Consider the following 18,281-nt stretch of genomic DNA (forward strand, 5'->3'; position numbering starts at 1 on the left):
CATAGGGATCCGCCATCCATGGCGGCAAAACTCAGAAGCCGTAAGTCGCGGTGGCGTAGTAATACGCGCCGTTGGTGCCGATCGGCGAGAGCACGTCGTACGGCAGGTTGCCGCCGTAGTTGATGGCCGAGCCGGAGCGTTCCGGGTAGTTGTCGGTCAGGTTGTTGCCACCCAGGGCGATGCTGAATTTCGGGGTGAATTTGTAGGTCACCTCGGCGTCCAGCTGCCACACCGCGCCATAGGTTTGCTCAGGCTGCGAGTCGCCGAAATCGAACACCCGAGTGGTCTCGCCCTGACGAGTCAGACGCCCGAGCAGGCCCCAGTGTTCGCTGGTCCAGTTGGCGGAAAACACGAAACGATCCTTGGGCGCGGCGTCGGTCAGGGTGTTGCGTTCCTCGACGCCGACCAGCGCGTCATTGCCAATCCCTAAGGCGGTCAGCTGCGACGGCGTGCCCTTGGTGCTGGTGACCTTGGTGTGGTTGTAGGTGTACGCGGTGGTCAGCCCCAGTTGCCCGTCGTAGAACGGCTGATGGTAGTTGAGCACCAGTTCGGCGCCGTCAGTGCGGGTGTCGGCGGCATTGGTGAAGAAGTTGACGTCGTGCACGCCCGGCACGCCGAAGTTGTCATTGATGTAGCTTTCCAGCGCGTCGCTGCCGATTCGCTGCGACAGGGTGATGCGGTCTTTGACGTCGATGCGGAACACATCGAGCGACGCATCGAAGCGTTCGTTCAACTGGAACGTCAGGCCGAGGCTGAAGTTCTTCGAGGTTTCCGGATCGAGTTTTTCCGCGCCCAGGGCACGGGCAATCGGATCGTTGACCGACAGCACGCGGATATCGGTGAGCGTGCCGCCGTCGCCGAAGTTGCTGGTGGTGTTCTGGAAGCCGCTCTGGGCCAGCGACGGCGCGCGGAAGTTGTTCGACACCGCACCGCGCAACGCCCATTGATCGGTCAGCTTGTAGCGACCGCTGAGCTTGCCGGTGAGTTTGCTGCCGGCGTCGTCGTAATGTTCCCAGCGCGTGGCGGCATCGACGAAGAAACGGTCGGTGAGATCACCGGACAATTCGGCGTAGGTGCCGAACACGTTGCGATCCAGATCCGACTCTTCACTCGGGCGCAGACCGTTGGCGCCATCGGCCCCGGAGCCGATGTAAGAGGCTTCGTCTCCGGCAAAGGTCAGGTAGTTTTCGTAACGATATTCACCGCCCACCGCCAGCACGAACGAGCGGCCACCGAGGCGCAATTCGCGGCTGAAATCCAGGTTGGTGGTGGTCTGGCGCAACTCATAGTCACCAGTGTCGAATCGGGTCGGCGAGTCCGCGCCGAGGCTGACGTTGAGGGTGCGGCGGGTTGCCGATTCGAAGCGGTTGCGACCGTGGGTGACGCTGCTGTCGAAATCCCAGTCGTCGCCGATCAGGCCTTTGTAACCGGCGGTGGCGGAGATGTCGGTGTTGTCGCCCAGCGATTGCGGCAAGTAGCCGTTGGGGTAGAACTGCGGCTGCTCGGACGGGTAGCGATAGAACTCGGCGCCGGTGGTGTGGCGTTCGTTGTAGGTGCCGAAGCTGTAGGCCTTGCCGCCAGCCAACGGCAATTCTCCGTTGAACCAGGCGTTGACGTCCCGCGCCACGCCGTCGCCCATCACGTAGTTGCGCTGGCCCGGGGTGTCGGCGAAGCCGTCGTAGCCGGCGCGGTTGGTCGGGTTGCGATCCTTGTATTCGGTGCCGCCACGAATGAAGCCGCCCTCCTCACCCAGCCGCGTGCCGATCTTGGCGGTGGTCACGCTGTTCTGGCCGTCGGTGGTGGATTTGCCGATGGCGTCCTGGTGCGTGTGGTAGGCGCCGTAGCTGGTGGATACTTCGCCGCCTTCGGGGGCGTCGTCGAGGATGATGTTGATCACCCCGGCAATCGCATCGGAGCCGTACTGCGCACCGGCGCCGTCGCGCAGCACTTCGATGCGTTTGATCGCGCTGATCGGGATCGAGTTGAAGTCCACCGGCGCCGTGCCGCGACCGATTTTCGACGAGTCGTTGACCACCGCCGAGGTGTGACGGCGCTTGCCATTGACCAGCACCAGCACCTGATCCGGGCTCATGCCACGCAGCTGCGCGGCGCGCACGTGGTCGGCGCCGCCGGAGTTGGACTGGCGCGGAAAACTGAACGACGGCAACAGCGTCTGCAACGCCTGGCCCAGCTCGCCGCCACTGGCGCCGGCGGTCTTCAGGTCCTCGGCGGTCAACACATCCACCGGCACCGGCGAATCCAGCACCGTGCGAGCGGTGCCGCGAGTGCCGGTGACCAGCACGGTACCCAGCCGTGTGTCATCGTCGACGCGCGCGGAAGTCTCTTCGGCTTGCGCAGGAAGTTGCCAGATTGCACTGACAACAGCGATGGCGAGTAATGAACGCGAACGGTGAATCATGCGACAGCTCCTTGAATCGCAGTTAATAACCGGCCGCTGCCGAATCATGAAGTGTCGGCAATCGGTGCACGGCAATTTCTGCTGTATTTTTGATATTCAGAAAGGCAGCCAAGTGTGTTGAACAACTATTAGCTGTTAGAGCGCAAGAACCCCAAAGTTAGTAGAACCCCCTGATTACCGATGCTAGACGAGCGGTCGCCTGCCGCAAAAGAACCAATAACGCTTAGGTTATGCCTGACGAATGGAGTGTTGCCTGAGCAACAGTTGTGTTTGCGCAACAACATGAATACCCAACTAACTAACAACTAATCACGCACAAAAACGCACTCCACGTTGTTGTAGAGAGCGTTATTAATCTGTGTTTTTTCGGTGCGAAGTTAGATGCCGTCAGTCGAAGTCCTTTTCCCGCCAGGCATCTTCTGCACTGTCCAGCGCATCGCCGCTGAAACGCTGTTCAATGAACGGATCGGCGTGCAAGTGAAAGCCGTTGCGCTCCCAGAAGCCCGGTTGTTCCTGATCGGTGAATTCGAGCCCGCGCAACCATTTCGCGCTCTTCCAGAAGTACCGCCCCGCCACCACCAGCCGCAGCGGCCAGCCATGTTGGGCGGTCAGCGGCTGACCGTCGTAATGGGTGGCCAGCAGGCTGTCCGGGTGCAGCAGGTCATCGAGATGCAGGTTGGTCTGGTAATCGTGATCGGCGTGGGCCATGACGAAGGACGACGTCGGCCGGATGTCCAGGGCCTGCAACAGATCTTGCAGGTGCACTCCGCTCCAGCGGGTGTCGAATTTCGACCAGCGTGTCACGCAATGAATGTCGCATTGCAACGAGCGTTGCGGCAGCGCTTGCAGATCGGCGTAGGTCAGCTCGACCGGCTTGGCCAAGGTGCCGAACAGGCGCAGCGACCACGTCGCCAGGTCATACGCCGGCACCTCGCCCTCGTGCAGGATCGGGAAGCGCTCCGTCAGCACCTGCCCCGGTGGCAGCCGTTCGCCCAGCGCCACATCGGCTTTCGGCGAACGGCTCTTGCGCAGGCGCGCAGCCTTGTCGTGCATGTCGGTTCCTCAGTTCGCCACGGGAATCCACGGTGCCCGCGCGACATTGGCGGTGTCACCGAAGGCCGGCAGTTTCTGCCCCAGGTCCCGTACGTTTTTCACGTCCAGATCCAGCAGTTGCTGACGGGTGATCAGGGTCGGCGGCACCAGCACCTTGGGCCCCGGATTTTCCCCGGCAATCAGCATCGCCAGACTGCGCACACTGATTGCCCCGGCGACTTGCGGATTGACCGCAGCGGTGGCGGCCCAGGCGCTGTCCGGTTCTTTCATGATCTGGATGTCGGCGGTGGAAATGTCGGCGCTGTAGATCTTCACCTTGCGGCTCAGACCGGCCTCGTCCACCGCGATCTTCGCGCCTTTTGCGAACTCGTCGAACGGCGCAAAAATCACGCTGATCCCCGGATTGGCCCGCAACACGGCGCTGGCCTGATCCGCCACCGAGTTGGCAATCGGCGGATTGAGCGTGCCGAAGCGCGCCTTCTCGACGATCCCCGGATTGCTCGCTTTGACCTGACTCCAGATTTCGTCGCGGCGCTCCATCGGCGTGAAACCGCTGATGTAGACGTAACCGGCATCAAAACGGGTGCCGTTGTCCTTCACCGCTTGATCGAGTGCCAGTCGCGCCAGTGCATGGTGATCCTGCTCGACCTGAGTCACTTGCGGCGTGTTCAGGTCGACGTCGAACGCGACGACCTTGATGCCTTTGGCCAGCGCCCGCTCAATCGGCCCTTTGAGAGTTTCCGCCAGCCCCAATTGCACGATGATCCCGTCGACACCGAGGTCGGCGGCCTGATCGATCATCTCGCCCTGACTGGCCGCCTGTTGCCGCGCGTCGAACACCCGCAGGTTGGCGCCCAGCGCTTCGGTCTGTTTCTCGACGCCGCGCAGATAGGCTTCAGGGAAATCCCCGGAAAACAGATAGCCCACCAGCGCGATCTGTACCTGACCTTTATCGAACGGCGCCGGTGCGCCGGGCAGGGCCTTGGCCTGCGCATTGAGGGCCAGCGCCGAGAGCAGCGCCCCGGCGAGGCAATGACGTGCGAACTGCTTGATTGAACCGTGCATGGATCTTTCCTTGAAGCATCAATGAAACGGCTCAGCGCGCCCGATGCGCGAGGCCGAAGGTGAACATCAGGGCCAGCACCAGCACCAGTCCCTTGACGAAATCCTGCGCGTAATACGGCGCGTTGAGCATGGTCAGGCCATTGAGCAACGAAGCCACCAGCAATGCGCCGACCAGCGTGCCGAACGCGTTGGGCTTCTTCGCCCCGAGCACGGCAAAACCGATCAGCGCAGCGCCCAGTGCATCCAGCACCAGGCCATTGCCGGAGCTGACATCACCGCGCCCCAATCGCGCCGCCAGTAACAAACCGCCGAGCGAGGCCAGCAGCGCCGAGAGCACGTAAGCCAGCAACTTGAAGCGCTGTACCGGCGCACCGGCCAGACGCGCCGCCTGCTCGTTGCCGCCAATCGCATAGAACAACCGGCCGATGCGCGTGCGTTCGAGAAACAGCCACACCGCCACCGCGACCACCGCCGTGATCAACACCGGAACCGGCACGATGTCCCACAGTCGTCCTCGACCCAATGCCAGAAACACTGCGCTGAACGAACCCTCGGCTTCATCGCCGTTGGGTAAAGTCATGCCCACCGCAATCGAGCGTCCGCCCGTGGGAATCAGTTGCACGCCGATCACCAGGAACATGCTGCCGAGCGTCGCGAGAATATCCGGCACGCGCATCTTCACGATCAGCCAGCCGTTGAGCAGCCCGACCAATGCGCCACCCGCGAGGCTGATCAGCACCGCCGGCACCGCGCCCCAGCCGAGCACCACCATCACGTAACTGGCGATCATCAGGCTCATGGCGGCCACCGCGCCGATCGACAGATCCAGCCCGCCCACGGCCATGGTCAGCGTCACGCCCAAAGCCAGCAGCGCGACAATCGACACCGATTGCAGAATGCTGAACAGGTTGCCAACGCGCAGGAACGCCGGTTCCGCCACACTGAAAAACACCACGATCAACGCCAGCACCCACAGCAGGCCGTAGCGGATCAGCGCTTGCACGAAGCGCTCGGTCGGCGCCGGGGCGGATGACAACAGGGAACTCGAATCAGGCACTCGCTCTACTCCTTGGCGCGGCGTGAACAATAGAATTTTGCGGATCGCTGCCGGCCAGCGCGGCGACCAGGGTGGCGCGATCCAGCCCGGCACGCGGGTACTCGGCCACCACCGAGTGATCGCGCACCAGCAGAATCCGGTCGGCGATCTCCAGCGCTTCATCGACGTCCGAGCAGATCACCAGCGTGGCGCGGCCAGCGGCGCTGTCGCGCAACAACTGGCCGATCTCGCGCCGGGCACGCACATCGACGCCCTGAAACGGCTCGTCAAGGATCAGCACCCGGCCCTCGCCAAGCAGCCAGCGACCGAGCACGACTTTCTGCTGATTGCCGCCGGACAACGCGCTCATCGGCACATCGATGCCGGCGGTCTTGATTCCCAGCGCGGCGACTTGCGCCTCGACCGCCGCCGCTTCGGCGCGGTTGCGGATGAAACCGCCACGGGTGAAGCGTTCGAGGAACGGCAAGGTCAGGGTTCGACGCAAAGAAAAATCCGGCACCAGTGATTGGCTCGCGCGATCCTCGGCGGCGAAGAACACGCCGCTCTGGATCGCCTGGCGGGGCGAGCCCGGCTGCCAGTCAGCGCAGTCCAGTTGCAATGAGCCGGACACCGGTTTGCGCAGCCCGAACAGCACTTCGGCGATTTCGCTTTTGCCGGCGCCGAGCAATCCGGTCAGCACCACCACTTCGTTTTCGTGCAGGTTCAGATCAAAGGCCTGGGTGCGCGGCAGGACTTTTATGTCGCGCAGTTTCAGCACTTCACGCCCCGCCGCTCGCGGTGTGTAGACGTGAGCTTCCAGCGCCTGACCAAGCATCGCTTCCAGCGCCTCGGGCAATTGCCGGGCACTGAATTCACCGGCCAGTTGCCCGTCACGCAACACCACGGCGCGGTCGGCCACCCGTTGCAGATCGGACAACCGATGAGAGATGTACAGAATCGCCACACCGCGACTGCGCAAGGTGTCGATCAGACCGAACAGACGGTGCGCTTCGGCGTCCGACAGGGCCGCCGTGGGCTCGTCGAGAATCAGCAATCGCGGTTGCAGGGCAAAGGCGCGGGCCAGCACCACCAGTTGCCGTTCGGCCTGGCCGAGGTGCTCGATCGGTTGCTCGAGCGGCAGCACCAGACCGAGGCCGGCGGCGATGCTTGCGGCGCGCTCCAGCAGACGTTTGCGGTTGAGCCAGAAGTCGGCGTCGGGACGGCACAGTTCATCGAGCAGCAGATTTTCCGCCACGCTCAATCCGGGCGCGATGCCTTCATTGATCTGTTGATGAACCGCGACGATGCCGAAGCGGCGCGCCGACAGCGGCGAACTGAAATGCCGGGGCTGGCCATCGATCCGGATCTCGCCGCCATCGTGGGTCTGGCTGCCGGCGAGGATCTTCACCAGCGTCGATTTGCCCGCACCGTTGGCGCCGAGCAGCGCCACCACTTCGGCGGGAAAAATATCCAGGCTGACCCGGTCCAGCGCCCGGTTCGAGCCGAAGGTCCTGCTCAGTTCACGTACACGAATCAGTGGTTCGGAGACCACGGCGACAGGCGCACCCATAAAATTCCTTAACGTCGATGAGCCAGCGAACGCACCAGTCGATCGCCCAGGCTTTGCACGCCCTGGACGAGGATGACCAACACCACGACGGTGGCGACCATCACTTCATTGTTGAACCGTTGATAGCCGTAGCGGATCGCCAGATCGCCCAGTCCGCCACCGCCGATGACCCCGGCCATGGAAGAAAAACCGATCAGCATCACCAGCGTCAGGGTGATGCCCGCCAGCAAGGCCGGCAGCGCTTCGGGCAACAACACTTTGAAAATCACGTGGCGGATGTCACCGCCCATGGCGAGGATCGCTTCGATCCGGCCCTTTTCGACTTCGTCCAAAGCGTTCTCGACGATCCGCGCAAAAAACGGGAAGGCGCCGATGGTGATCGGCACCACGGCGGCGGTGCTGCCCAGCGTGGTGCCGACCACCAGCCGGGTCAGCGGGATCAGGGCAATCAGCATCACCACAAACGGCAGCGAACGGCCGAGGTTGATCACCGCGCCCAAGGCCTGATTGAGCCTCGGCAACGGGTACAGACCCTGACGGCGGCTGATGAACAGCAACACCCCCAGCGGCAAACCGATCAGTAACGTGAACAGCCCGGCGAGCAGCACCATGTACAGGGTTTCGCCAGTGGCGTTGAGCACCAGTTGCAGGATTTCATTCCAGTCGATCACGCGGTTCATGAGTGGGCCGCCCGTACGCCGTATTGCCGCAGAAAACTCAAACCGGGCGCGTCATGCCCCAGCGGCAAGCCGCAACTGGGGCGCAGTGAAGCACCGAGGGCGGACTGCGGATCGGCGAGCAATCGGGCCACCGGCCCCGCCTCCACCAGTTTTCCATTGGCCATGGACGCGGCGTGATCGCAGATCGACTTGACCACGTCCAGCTCGTGGGTGATCAGCACGATGGTCAAACCGAGCTGGCGGTTGATGTCGCGCAACAGCTCCAGAATCGACGCGGTGGTTTCCGGGTCGAGGGCGCTGGTGGCTTCGTCCGACAGCAGATACGCCGGGCGCGCCGCCAGGGCCCGGGCGATGCCCACTCGCTGCTTCTGCCCACCGGACAGTTGCGATGGAAAGGCTTCGGCCTTGTCGCTCAAGCCCACCAGCTCCAGCAGCTCGCGAACCCGTTCATGGCGCTGTGATTTGGCGACTTTGGCGATTTCCAGCGGCACCGCAACGTTGTCGAACACGTTGCGCGAATGCAGCAGGTTGAAGCCCTGGAAGATCATGCCGATGCGCTGACGCTGGCGGCGCAGTTCGCTATCGGCCAGCACCGTGAGGTCTTCGCCGTCCAGCAGAATCCGCCCGGCATCCGGGCGTTCGAGCAGATTGAGGCAACGCAGCAGCGTCGATTTACCCGCGCCGCTGCGCCCGAGAATCCCGTAGATCGCCCCATCGGGAATGCTCAGCGACACCTGATCCAGCGCCGGGGTCGACGCTGACGGATAGGTCTTGCTCAACTGCTCGACGACGATCATGGCTTGACGTCCGCCACCGGGATCACCGAGCCCTTGAAATTCTCGGCGATGTATTTGGCGACTTGCGGCGAGGTCAGGTCCTTGGCCAATTGCTGGATGCGCGGATCGTTTTCCAGTTTCGGCGTGGTCACCAGAATGTTGGCGTAGGGGTTGTGCTCGGCCTTCTCCAGCCCCAGCGCATCCTTGGCCGGCACCAGCCCGGCTTCCAGCGCGTAGTTGCCGTTGATTACCGCCAGGTCCACGTCATCCAGCGCACGGGGCAGTTGCGGCGATTCGATTTCGAGGATCTTCAGGTGTTTAGGGTTTTCCGCGATGTCCTTGGGCGTCGCCTGATCCGCCGCCGGGTCATTGAAACCGGGCTTGAGCTTGATCAGGCCGTTGTCCTGCAACAGGTACAGCGCGCGGCTCAGGTTGGTGACGTTGTTCGGCACGGCGACCGTGCCTTTGTCCGGCACCTGGGCGAAGGTTTTGTGGCGATGGGAATAAATCCCCAGCGGTTCGATGTGCACCGTGGCGGCCACCGCGAGTTTCTCGCCGAGGGCCTTTTCCTGGGATTGCAGGTACGGCAGATGCTGGAAGTAGTTGGCGTCCACATCGCCGTGCACCAGCAGCTCGTTGGAGTTCACGCCCTGCGGGATTTCGATCACCTTGAGGTTGAGCTCCGGATCGAGTTTCTGGATGTACGCCAGAATCTGCGCATGGGGCACCGGGTCGGCGGCAACGCGCAATGGTTCCAGCGCTCGAGCACTGAACGAAGTCACCAGCGCGCCGAGGACGGCCAGGGTCAAGCCTGCTTTTTTCAACATGGGAAGAGTCCTTAAGCGAGTGATGGATCAGGCGTTGGCGGTCCTGCGAAGCGGTGTCTGGGTATTCGACGCATCGGCGTAGAAGCGCTGCGCGACATCGGGATGGGAGCGCAGTCGGCCCTTCAGATAATTCCAGCCGACATCACGAAACAGCGGGTTGAGCGGATCACTCGCCGGGCCACGCGCCTCACGCAACAGCGCCGTCGGCAAGGGGTACAGCGGCACTACCGCATCCAGTTGCGCGCCGAGGAAAAACGCGATGGACAATCGCTCGCTGCCCACCGGTGGCGACACCACTCGATGCACCGTGGCGCGCAGGTAACCGTTGGTGGCCAGCTCCAGCAGCTCGCCGATGTTCACCACCAGCGTATTGTCCCGAGGCAGCGCATCGATCCAGCGCCCCTCTTCGATTTCCACTTGCAGGCCGGCCTGCTGGTCTTGCAGCAGGAAGCTGAGAAAACCCGAATCCTTGTGCGCCCCGACGCCCTGATTGCTCGCCGTCGAGGCTTGCCCCGGATAGCGCATCAGCTTGATGTGTTCGTTGGGTTTGTCGCCGTACAACCGGTCAAAAGCGTCTTCCGGCAACGACAATGCCTGGGCGAATGCGCGCAGCAGGCGCAGCGACATTTGGGTCATCGCCTGTTGCCAGTCGAGCAGCAGCGGCTTGAGTTGCGGCAACGCTTCGGGCCATTGATTCGGCCCTTGCAGCCGCGCCCACAACGGACTGTCGGCGTTCAATGGCAAGACGTCGCGCTCGGCGCCCAGATCGAATTGCTCACGTTGATCGGGCTGGCCTCGAGTGATCTCGGACGCGGCGCGGTTATAACCGCGAAAGTGCGGCGAATTGATCATGCCGACGGCGGTTTTCTCGCTGTCAGGCAAGGCGAAGAACTGGCGCGCGTAGTCCTGCACTTGCTCAAGCAGCCTGGCGTCGATGCCATGGCCGGTCAGGTAGAAAAAGCCCACATCGCGGGCGGCATGGCGCAAGTCATCAAGAAATGCCTGGCGTTGCGACGGCGTACCGTCGAGCTGGGACAGGTCGAGGATGGGTAATGCGGTGATGTCTGAGGTGTGCGGCATGATTCACTCCCGTGTGAATCAAACCTGAAGAGTCCGTGATCGATTCAGCGTGTGCCGTCATGGCAATCGGGAGGTCTATCGGTTTGATGCTTTTGATTCGTCTATGAAACAAAACTAAACGATATTAAAAACACCGAACAAATATCTTTTTTGCATTAGCTTAGGTCTGTCTGGCTACAGGGCTCAGGTGACTACCGCGCCTTTCGGGCAGATGGCGTGGGTGGTGGAGTCGCCGAGGCGGATTGCATCTTTCATTACGTCACTCCATTGACCTGAAATTGGCCTTCTGTGATCGACTGGCGGATCAGCGAGCAAACTTTTCTTTTTTACTCAACCGGCTTGGTTATACGGCTGTGCATGCAAGGATCAACAATTCGTGGCCTTGTAGGCGGCCGAAAAAACCACCTGCGAACAGGTGGTTTTGATCCAGACGACAAACGCGCTCACTCAGAAGTTGGCTGCTGCTCCAGCAGGGCCGCCCGTCGAACTGCAAAGGTGCCGAAAGCTATTTTGTGACGGGTAAAAACTTCAGGCAGGCGAAACCGGTCTTGATACGCAATTGCTGGATAGGCTGGACACTTTCCTGATCGCCGACCTTTTTCACTACACCGATCCCACAGTGATACTGGTCGTACTTGAACACCGGAATAATGCCGGGCTTGGTCTCGCTCCAGAGGCCGGTCTTTATGGTGTAAACAGCACCTTCCTCTGGTGTGAAGGAAAAGGGAATCTGGCACTGAGTACTGCCGACTACATCGCGGTAAGTCAGCACCAGTTCTTTACCGACAGCGACTTTGGACTCGATGAAATCGCCGTTATAGGAAAGCGGTGTATAGCCGGCATAACAGCTTTTTTCGTTGAACGTCATCGCGTCCAGTGTCGTGCCACGATCATATTTAAGGCGAACGGTCGCAGAAGGCTCATCCGGGCGGGGAAACTCGTACTGTTTGCCCATGAGCAGTGACGCGCAGCCACTGAGCGCAAACGACCCGGCCAACAGTGCACACCAACCAAACTTGTATTTACCGACCATCAACCATTCCTTGAGACGTTTGAATAGGGAACTGCCTGCCCCTCAGAGCAAACTCCACGACACCCCGACATACATCGCCATGCCCTCACCCGGTGTGGAGCGTGCCGCGTCCAGGCCTTTATCGTCATAGCCCGGCGTAACGGTAGCGGCGTAGTGCTTGTCGGTCAGGTTGCGCATGTCCAGCCAGGTCTGCCAGTCGCCTTTCGGTGCGTTGTAGCCCAACGTGGCGCCGAAGGTGGCGTAAGGATCGGCGTAATAGCTGTTGGCGTAATCCACTGCGGTTTTCGAGACCAGTTGCGTGTTGACGGCCGCGAAGAAACCTTGTGGAAAGTCGTAGCGCAGCTCGCCCTGGTAGTAATGCATCGGCAGGCCCGGCAGGCGGTTGTCGCCGAAGCGGTCGTCGTCGCGGTAGTGGAAGTCGCTGAAGGTGTAGGCCTGACGCAGGCTCAACTTGCCGCCATCGTTTGCTGACCACAGGTTGCTGTTCAGGCTGGCTTCAATACCTTGGTGCACGGTCGGGCTGGCGTTGAGTTCGTAAGGCGTGGTCGCGTTGGCGTCCGGCAATACCGAGAGCAATTCGTGGCGCACCTGAGCGTAGTACCAGGCCAGGCTCCACTCGCCGAGCGCACTGTCGCCGCGGCCGCCGAGTTCCAGGGTGGTCGCGGTCTGGTTTTGCAGCTTGACCGGATCGCGCTGGGTGCCGGTGGCGGCGCCGCTGCCAGCGGGGAAGCGTACGTTGGAGCTGTAGATCAGCGACCACGGATGCGGCGCTTCGACCGAGCGGCTGAGGTTGCCGAACAGTTGCAGATCCGGCGTCACCTGATAGCGCAGACCCAGACGTGGCGCGTAATCCCAGTCGCCAAGGCTGGTCTTGCCGCCACCTTCCGGGTAGGTGACCGCGCTTTCGCGTCGGGTGTAGATCGCGGCGAGGCCGGTGGTCAGCCACAGGTCGTCGGCGATTTCCAGGTCGTTGCCCACATGCAGGACAGAATCCGAACCCTGATAAGTGAAGTTGCGCATGTGAGTGCCCGGCGCATAACCGGCGGTATTGCCGGTGGGAATCCGCACCCGTTCGCTGGCACCGTCGTTGGGCAGGTGTTTGGTCACTCGCAGGCCCACGGTGCTGTTGCTCTCCATCCCCCAGAGCGTGTCGCGGCGCTTGTAGTCGAACGTGCCGCTGACATCGGTGTAGGCGACCTTCAGGCGATTGGGGCCTTCGCGCAGGTCCATCGGGTAATCGTGATAGACCAGACCGGTCTGGATGCTCGAATCGTCGTCGATGTAGTACGTGGTCTTGTTGCCGATGAAGGTGCTGCCGGGCTGATCGCGGCTGTCGTTGCGCGTCACGTAGGCCGGGTTGGCCGCGCGCGGATCGTGCTCGATGGAATGTTTGGTCACCCGGCCGGCGAGGTCGTTGTCGGTCTCGCGGTGACGGATGTAGAAGCGGGTTTCCAGATTCGGATTGAAGCGATAACCGAAGTTGGCGATCACGCCCTGGCTCTTGCTGGCGGTGTGATCCTGATAACCGTCGGAATGCGCATCGGTCATCGACAGGTAGTAATCGAAATCGCCCAGCACCTGACCGGAGCTGACTTGTCGCTGGGCATAACCATGGCTGCCCATGACATAGCGCACATTCAGCAGTGGCGCGTTATACCCCGTGTGGCTGACGTAATCGACGGCGCCGCCGAGGGCCAGCGCACCGCGATCAAAACCGTTGGCGCCGCGCAGCACTTCAACATGGTCGAGCCACAGCGGCTCCAGCAGTTCATAAGGCGTGCCGCCGGGGCCGGTCAGCGGCAGGCCGTCGAGCATCGTGTACAGCCCCGAGGCGTGGGCGCCGGGAGCGCGGTTGATGCCCGAGCCACGGATCGAGATTTTCGTCCCTTCGTTGCCCGCCGACTGGGCATAGACGCCGGGCTGATACGCCAGCACGTCCTGATTGCTGGCGACCCGGCCCTGCAAAGGCTGGCGCATATCCACCACGTTGCTGCCACCCGGCACCTCGGCCAGACGAGCCTTCGCCTCTTCCACCGACACATCTTCACCGCTCTGATCCTCGGCCCCGATCAGCACTTGCCCCAGTTCCAGCCCCTGGGATTGCGCCTTGAGCGGACAGACAAGGGCCAGTCCCAGCAAGGCAGCGGGCAGGGTTTTGAGCGAAGGCATCGGGTGAACTCCAGACAGGCGGGAACGGACAGTGACAACTGCGACGTATGAAAGAACGAAGGAAACACATGGCGATTTTGTTTTTTGTCAGGTAAACAGGCGGCTGAAATTCGGGACATTGATTTGAACAAGGGAGATGCAGGGATGGCCGAAGAAGTTCTGAAGTCGAAAATGGTCAACTTTCTGGTGACCGATGCTGAACTGAACTACGAAGATGTAGGCGAGTTCTACGAGGTCGTGGGAAGCGGCAATGTCGGCGTACTGGCCGGGGTGCTCGAGGGATTCAGAAATCACTATGGCGGATTGTGGGTGGGCGGCAGAGTCACCGTCACCGAAAACGCCGTTCACTTGAATGCCAATGCCATGAACCGCATGGCTCAGGACGGGACACTGGATGTCGAGATACCGATGCCGGCGATCCGCAAGGTCACCGTCGAAGGCGGTTTCGTGACGAAGATCGTCCGTCTCGACACAGACGCCTACAGTGTCAAATTCCGTTGCTATGGTGCCAAGGACGTTGCCTCACTGATCGCCAAACAGGCCCTTTCGCAATCACTGAAACGCGCGCGGTAGTTCTGCTCTGAAGGCAACAGCGCCACCGACCTTTGAGGTGGCGCCTGGATCACCCCGTCAATTCTTGCACTTGGCCAACACCACCTGGCAGGTGTCCGGCGTTCCTCCGGAGCGCCCGGCGTAACGCATGCAGTTGGCCATGGATTTTTGCCGGGCCATGTTCAGGCTGGAGCCCCAGGCCAGGCCGCCCTCGCCAACCGTCGGCAAGGCCTTGGCGTAACAGCTGTCGCCAACGCCTGATGGCGGGTAATGCGTTCTGTTTGAGCATCCCGAAGCCAGCATCACGCTGAAGGCGATCAAGAACCACGACGAGCAGTGAAGCGCGACTGGTCTGCTCATCCCGTTTCACTCCTCGAAAGACAACCGTGATCCATGGAGTCTAGTCGCTCCCGCCGGACATTCACTGGGTGGTCGCCTGCCGGTACTGACGCGGGGTGAAACCGGTCGACGCCTTGAACTGGCGAGTGAAAGCGCTGTGATCGGTGTAGCCGCATTGCAGCGCCACCTCGGTGATCGGCAGTTCGGTGTGCAACAGGCGATGGGCATGTTCCAGCCGCACTTTCTGGATCATCTGCCTCGGCGTCAGGTGGAAGACCCGTTTGCAGTAGCGCTCCAGTTGCGCCACCGAGATACCGGCGATCCGGGTCAATTCGCCCAAGGTGACACGCCGATTGAAATGCGCGCGGATGTGTTCGTCGACCGCCGCCAGGCGCTGGAACGCTGGATGTTTTTCGCTGGCCGATTGCAGATCCACCGAAATCCCCGCGAGGCCGATGATCTCGCCGTCGCGGTTGTACAGCGGACGCTTGTGCGTCAGGCACCAGCCCGGTTCGCGACTGCCGTACAGGTGCAGTTCCAGCTGATCTTCCAGCACGAAACCTTCTTCCAGCACCCGCCGATCCTGCTCGGTATAACCCGGCCCGAGTTGCGCCGGAAACACCTGCGCACTGGTTTTCCCGAGCAACGGTTTCAAGTCTTTCAGGCCGCAGCGTTGCACCAGCGTGCGATTGGCCAGGACGTACCGCGCCTGCACGTCCTTGATGAAAATCGCCGCGTTCGGAATCGCATCCAGCATCGGCAACAGCGGTGCCACGCCGCCCAGCAGTGCGTCGAGGGTATGCGGCCGATGGCGCTCATCGCCCTGACAGAGGATCGCAAACGCGTTCTGCATGTGAAGGTCTTCCCCGGTGAGTGGATCGGCCTGAAAACGTGCCCGCCCTGAGGCGTGCGCGTGCAGATTGCAGCAACGTTTGCGGCGTGTCGAGCGCCGCTGTCTTTCTTCGCAACTGTGCCGATTTCGTCATCCGCAGCTGCGCAAAACATCAATCGCCCGACGCCTGATGAGTTCACTGTTTAGCCGTTCCAGTGACTCACACCTGCCTATCCAATAACTCACAAGAAGGCGATGCCATGTCAGGCCAAGGCAAGTTCAAAAAACAACTTTCATTGATCGACCTCACCTTTATCGGGCTGGGGGCGATCTTCGGTTCCGGCTGGTTGTTCGCGGCCAGTCACGTGTCGGCGATTGCCGGGCCGGCGGGGATTTTTTCATGGTTGCTGGGCGGGTTCGCCGTGTTGCTGCTTGGCATCGTCTACTGCGAACTGGGCGCGGCATTGCCCCGCGCTGGCGGTGTGGTGCGCTACCCGGTTTACAGCCACGGGCCGCTGCTCGGTTACCTGATGGGTTTCATCACGTTGATCGCGTTTTCCAGTCTGGTGGCGATCGAAGTGGTTGCCTCGCGCCAATACGCGGCGGCCTGGTTTCCGAGCCTGACCAAGGCCGGCACCGGTGATCCGACCCTGCTCGGCTGGCTGGTGCAGTTCGGCCTGCTCTGTGTGTTTTTCCTGCTCAACTACCGCAGCGTGAAGACCTTCGCCAAGGCCAATAATCTGGTCAGCGTTTTCAAGTTCATCGTGCCGCTGCTGGTGATCGGCGTGCTGTTCACTTTCTTCAAACCGGAAAACTTCCAGGTTCAAGGCTTCGCGCCTTTCGGACTTTCGGGCATCGAGATGGCCGTCTCCGCCGGCGGCGTGATCTTCGCCTACCTCGGCCTGACCCCGATCATTTCGGTGGCCAGCGAAGTGAAAAATCCCCAGCGCACCATTCCGATTGCGCTGATCCTGTCGGTGCTGCTGTCCACCGCGATTTACGTGTTGCTGCAAACCGCCTTTCTCGGCGGCATCCCGACCGAATTGCTCGCCAATGGCTGGGCCGGAGTTTCCAAGGAATTCGCCCTGCCGTACCGCGACATCGCCCTGGCGCTGGGCGTGGGCTGGCTGGCGTATCTGGTGGTCGCCGACGCGGTGATCTCCCCCAGCGGCTGCGGCAACATCTACATGAACGCCACGCCTCGGGTGATCTACGGCTGGGCGCAGACCGGCACGTTCTTCAAGGTCTTCACCCACATCGACGCGAAGTCCGGCATCCCGCGTCCGGCGCTGTGGCTGACCTTCGCCCTGTCGGTGTTCTGGACCCTGCCGTTCCCATCGTGGGAAGCGCTGATCAATGTGGTGTCCGCCGCGCTGGTGTTGAGCTACGCCGTCGCCCCGGTGACCGTCGCCGCGCTGCGCCGCAATGCACCCGACATGCCGCGCCCGTTCCGGGTCAAGTGCATGGGCGTGCTGGGGCCGGTGTCGTTCATCATCGCCGCGCTGATCGTTTACTGGTCGGGCTGGAACACCGTGTCCTGGCTGCTCGGCCTGCAAATCCTGATGTTCGTCGTCTACCTGCTCTGCGGCCGCTTCGTGCCGACCGCCCACCTCAGCCTGTCCCGGCAAGTGCGCTCTTCCGCGTGGCTGATCGCCTTCTACGCCGTGACCATCGTCCTGTCGAAACTCGGCACCTTTGGCGGCCTGGGCATCCTCACCCATCCGTTCGACACCCTGGTCGTCGCAGCCTGTGCGATGGGCATTTATTACTGGGGCGCGGCCACCGGCGTACCGGCACACCTGCTGCGCCTGGAATCCGAAGAGGATGAGAGCGAAGTCGCTTCTCCGTCTCCTGCCTCCAACACCAATCCTCGCGCTGCCGGCGCTTACTGAAATCACTCAACGGGACCTGTCCATGAAACGAGTACACGTCATTGATTCCCACACCGGCGGCGAACCCACGCGTCTGGTGATGAAAGGTTTTCCAGATCTTCCGGGCCGCACCATGGCCGAGAAGCGCGATGCCCTGCGCAACCAGCATGACCAGTGGCGCCGCGCCTGTCTGCTGGAACCGCGCGGCAACGATGTGCTGGTGGGCGCGCTGTATTGCGAGCCGGTGTCGCCGGACGCTACCTGCGGCGTGATCTTCTTCAACAACGCCGGCTACCTCGGCATGTGCGGCCACGGCACCATCGGCCTCGTTGCATCGCTGCAACATCTGGGGCTGATCGCACCGGGGGTGCACAAGATCGACACGCCGGTCGGCCCGGTCAGCGCAACGCTGCATGAAGACGGCGCCGTGACGCTCGGCAATGTGCCGGCTTATCGATTCCGTAAACAGGTGGCGGTGGAAGTGCCGGGGTACGGCCGCTTCCTTGGTGACGTGGCCTACGGCGGCAACTGGTTTTTCCTGGTCTCCGAACACGCCCAGACCCTGACGATGGACAACGTCGAAACTCTCACCGACCTCACCTGGAAAATGCTCAGGGCCCTCGAAGACCAAGGCATCCATGGCGAGGACGGCGCAATCATCGACCACATCGAACTGTTCGCCGATGACGCCGAGGCCGACAGCCGCAACTTCGTGATGTGCCCCGGCAAAGCCTACGACCGCTCCCCTTGCGGCACCGGCACCAGCGCCAAACTCGCTTGCCTGGCCGCCGACGAAAAACTCGCGCCGGGCGAGCGCTGGGTGCAGGCGAGCATCACCGGCAGCCAGTTCGAAGGCCGCTTCGAATGGGAAGGCGATCGCGTTCGCCCCTACATCACCGGCCGCGCCCACATGACCGCCGACAGCACGTTGCTGATCGACGAAACCGATCCGTTCGCGTGGGGCATCTGAGCCGCTGCG

At 61.9% G+C, this 18,281-nt stretch carries 16 protein-coding genes; 3 read left to right on the forward strand and 13 right to left on the reverse strand.

Annotated elements, in window-relative coordinates:
- Window positions 1-31 precede the first annotated feature (31 nt).
- The 11 genes from L6D82_RS19920 to L6D82_RS19970 form a co-directional block, all read right to left on the reverse strand.
- Window positions 32-2,419 carry a TonB-dependent receptor plug domain-containing protein gene (locus L6D82_RS19920; RefSeq protein ID WP_236191207.1) on the reverse strand — a complete coding sequence of 796 codons (2,388 nt, stop codon included), beginning with the start codon at window positions 2,417-2,419 and terminating at the stop codon, window positions 32-34.
- 387 nt (window positions 2,420-2,806) lie between these two features.
- Entirely contained in the window at window positions 2,807-3,472 is a 666-nt protein-coding gene (locus L6D82_RS19925; RefSeq protein ID WP_236191209.1) for a sulfite oxidase-like oxidoreductase, read from the reverse strand.
- Window positions 3,473-3,481: 9 nt separating this feature from the next.
- Window positions 3,482-4,537 (reverse strand): substrate-binding domain-containing protein, encoded by a 1,056-nt coding sequence (locus tag L6D82_RS19930; protein ID WP_236191211.1) that lies wholly within the window; start codon window positions 4,535-4,537, stop codon window positions 3,482-3,484.
- Window positions 4,538-4,568: 31 nt separating this feature from the next.
- Window positions 4,569-5,594: an ABC transporter permease gene (locus tag L6D82_RS19935; protein ID WP_007955505.1), complete on the reverse strand. Its 1,026-nt coding sequence runs from the start codon at window positions 5,592-5,594 to the stop codon at window positions 4,569-4,571.
- A complete protein-coding gene (locus L6D82_RS19940; RefSeq protein ID WP_236191213.1) occupies window positions 5,587-7,143 on the reverse strand; it encodes a sugar ABC transporter ATP-binding protein in 1,557 nt (518 codons plus the stop codon). Before L6D82_RS19940 ends, L6D82_RS19935 begins: the two co-directional genes overlap by 8 nt.
- 8 nt (window positions 7,144-7,151) lie before the next feature.
- Window positions 7,152-7,823 (reverse strand): methionine ABC transporter permease, encoded by a 672-nt coding sequence (locus tag L6D82_RS19945; protein WP_074690781.1) that lies wholly within the window; start codon window positions 7,821-7,823, stop codon window positions 7,152-7,154.
- Window positions 7,820-8,620 (reverse strand): methionine ABC transporter ATP-binding protein, encoded by an 801-nt coding sequence (locus L6D82_RS19950; RefSeq protein ID WP_085747491.1) that lies wholly within the window; start codon window positions 8,618-8,620, stop codon window positions 7,820-7,822. The genes L6D82_RS19945 and L6D82_RS19950 overlap by 4 nt, the downstream gene beginning before the upstream one ends.
- Window positions 8,617-9,426, reverse strand: coding sequence for a MetQ/NlpA family ABC transporter substrate-binding protein (locus L6D82_RS19955; RefSeq protein ID WP_236191216.1), 810 nt, complete (start codon window positions 9,424-9,426; stop codon window positions 8,617-8,619). The genes L6D82_RS19950 and L6D82_RS19955 overlap by 4 nt, the downstream gene beginning before the upstream one ends.
- Window positions 9,427-9,453: 27 nt before the next feature.
- Window positions 9,454-10,506: an isopenicillin N synthase family dioxygenase gene (locus L6D82_RS19960; RefSeq protein WP_236191218.1), complete on the reverse strand. Its 1,053-nt coding sequence runs from the start codon at window positions 10,504-10,506 to the stop codon at window positions 9,454-9,456.
- A gap of 505 nt (window positions 10,507-11,011) precedes the next feature.
- Window positions 11,012-11,539, reverse strand: coding sequence for a hypothetical protein (locus L6D82_RS19965; protein ID WP_236191220.1), 528 nt, complete (start codon window positions 11,537-11,539; stop codon window positions 11,012-11,014).
- A gap of 42 nt (window positions 11,540-11,581) precedes the next feature.
- Window positions 11,582-13,708, reverse strand: a complete 2,127-nt coding sequence (locus tag L6D82_RS19970) for a TonB-dependent receptor family protein (RefSeq protein ID WP_236191221.1) — start codon at window positions 13,706-13,708, stop codon at window positions 11,582-11,584.
- Between the two features lie 144 nt (window positions 13,709-13,852).
- Between L6D82_RS19970 and L6D82_RS19975 the strand changes: the two genes are divergently transcribed.
- Window positions 13,853-14,281, forward strand: coding sequence for a hypothetical protein (locus L6D82_RS19975; protein WP_236191223.1), 429 nt, complete (start codon window positions 13,853-13,855; stop codon window positions 14,279-14,281).
- Window positions 14,282-14,338: 57 nt separating this feature from the next.
- Here L6D82_RS19975 and L6D82_RS19980 read toward each other — a convergent pair whose 3' ends face one another.
- Window positions 14,339-14,620 (reverse strand): hypothetical protein, encoded by a 282-nt coding sequence (locus L6D82_RS19980; protein WP_102686703.1) that lies wholly within the window; start codon window positions 14,618-14,620, stop codon window positions 14,339-14,341.
- Between the two features lie 61 nt (window positions 14,621-14,681).
- On the reverse strand, window positions 14,682-15,452 hold the full coding sequence (locus tag L6D82_RS19985; protein WP_085747504.1) for an AraC family transcriptional regulator: 771 nt from the start codon (window positions 15,450-15,452) through the stop codon (window positions 14,682-14,684).
- A 239-nt stretch (window positions 15,453-15,691) separates the two neighbouring features.
- Here L6D82_RS19985 and L6D82_RS19990 point away from each other — a divergent pair, with 239 nt between their 5' ends.
- Window positions 15,692-17,323, forward strand: a complete 1,632-nt coding sequence (locus tag L6D82_RS19990) for an APC family permease (protein ID WP_236191225.1) — start codon at window positions 15,692-15,694, stop codon at window positions 17,321-17,323.
- Window positions 17,324-17,345: 22 nt separating this feature from the next.
- Window positions 17,346-18,272, forward strand: coding sequence for a 4-hydroxyproline epimerase (locus L6D82_RS19995; protein ID WP_236191228.1), 927 nt, complete (start codon window positions 17,346-17,348; stop codon window positions 18,270-18,272).
- Window positions 18,273-18,281: the final 9 nt, after the last annotated feature.

Origin of the sequence: Pseudomonas paraglycinae (assembly GCF_021601625.1) — a bacterium.
In the GTDB taxonomy this organism is placed as follows: Bacteria; Pseudomonadota; Gammaproteobacteria; order Pseudomonadales; family Pseudomonadaceae; genus Aquipseudomonas; species Aquipseudomonas paraglycinae.

Bases quoted from the DNA above. Each gene is read 5' to 3' on its own strand.
- L6D82_RS19945 (WP_074690781.1), bottom strand. From the start codon at position 7,823: ATGAACCGCGTGATCGACTGGAATGAAATCCTGCAACTGGTGCTCAAC.
- L6D82_RS19960 (WP_236191218.1), bottom strand. From the start codon at position 10,506: ATGCCGCACACCTCAGACATCACCGCATTACCCATCCTCGACCTGTCC.
- L6D82_RS19950 (WP_085747491.1), bottom strand. From the start codon at position 8,620: ATGATCGTCGTCGAGCAGTTGAGCAAGACCTATCCGTCAGCGTCGACC.
- L6D82_RS19970 (WP_236191221.1), bottom strand. From the start codon at position 13,708: ATGCCTTCGCTCAAAACCCTGCCCGCTGCCTTGCTGGGACTGGCCCTT.
- L6D82_RS19975 (WP_236191223.1), top strand. From the start codon at position 13,853: ATGGCCGAAGAAGTTCTGAAGTCGAAAATGGTCAACTTTCTGGTGACC.
- L6D82_RS19980 (WP_102686703.1), bottom strand. From the start codon at position 14,620: ATGAGCAGACCAGTCGCGCTTCACTGCTCGTCGTGGTTCTTGATCGCC.
- L6D82_RS19920 (WP_236191207.1), bottom strand. From the start codon at position 2,419: ATGATTCACCGTTCGCGTTCATTACTCGCCATCGCTGTTGTCAGTGCA.
- L6D82_RS19985 (WP_085747504.1), bottom strand. From the start codon at position 15,452: ATGCAGAACGCGTTTGCGATCCTCTGTCAGGGCGATGAGCGCCATCGG.
- L6D82_RS19955 (WP_236191216.1), bottom strand. From the start codon at position 9,426: ATGTTGAAAAAAGCAGGCTTGACCCTGGCCGTCCTCGGCGCGCTGGTG.
- L6D82_RS19995 (WP_236191228.1), top strand. From the start codon at position 17,346: ATGAAACGAGTACACGTCATTGATTCCCACACCGGCGGCGAACCCACG.
- L6D82_RS19965 (WP_236191220.1), bottom strand. From the start codon at position 11,539: ATGGTCGGTAAATACAAGTTTGGTTGGTGTGCACTGTTGGCCGGGTCG.
- L6D82_RS19990 (WP_236191225.1), top strand. From the start codon at position 15,692: ATGTCAGGCCAAGGCAAGTTCAAAAAACAACTTTCATTGATCGACCTC.
- L6D82_RS19925 (WP_236191209.1), bottom strand. From the start codon at position 3,472: ATGCACGACAAGGCTGCGCGCCTGCGCAAGAGCCGTTCGCCGAAAGCC.
- L6D82_RS19930 (WP_236191211.1), bottom strand. From the start codon at position 4,537: ATGCACGGTTCAATCAAGCAGTTCGCACGTCATTGCCTCGCCGGGGCG.
- L6D82_RS19940 (WP_236191213.1), bottom strand. From the start codon at position 7,143: ATGGGTGCGCCTGTCGCCGTGGTCTCCGAACCACTGATTCGTGTACGT.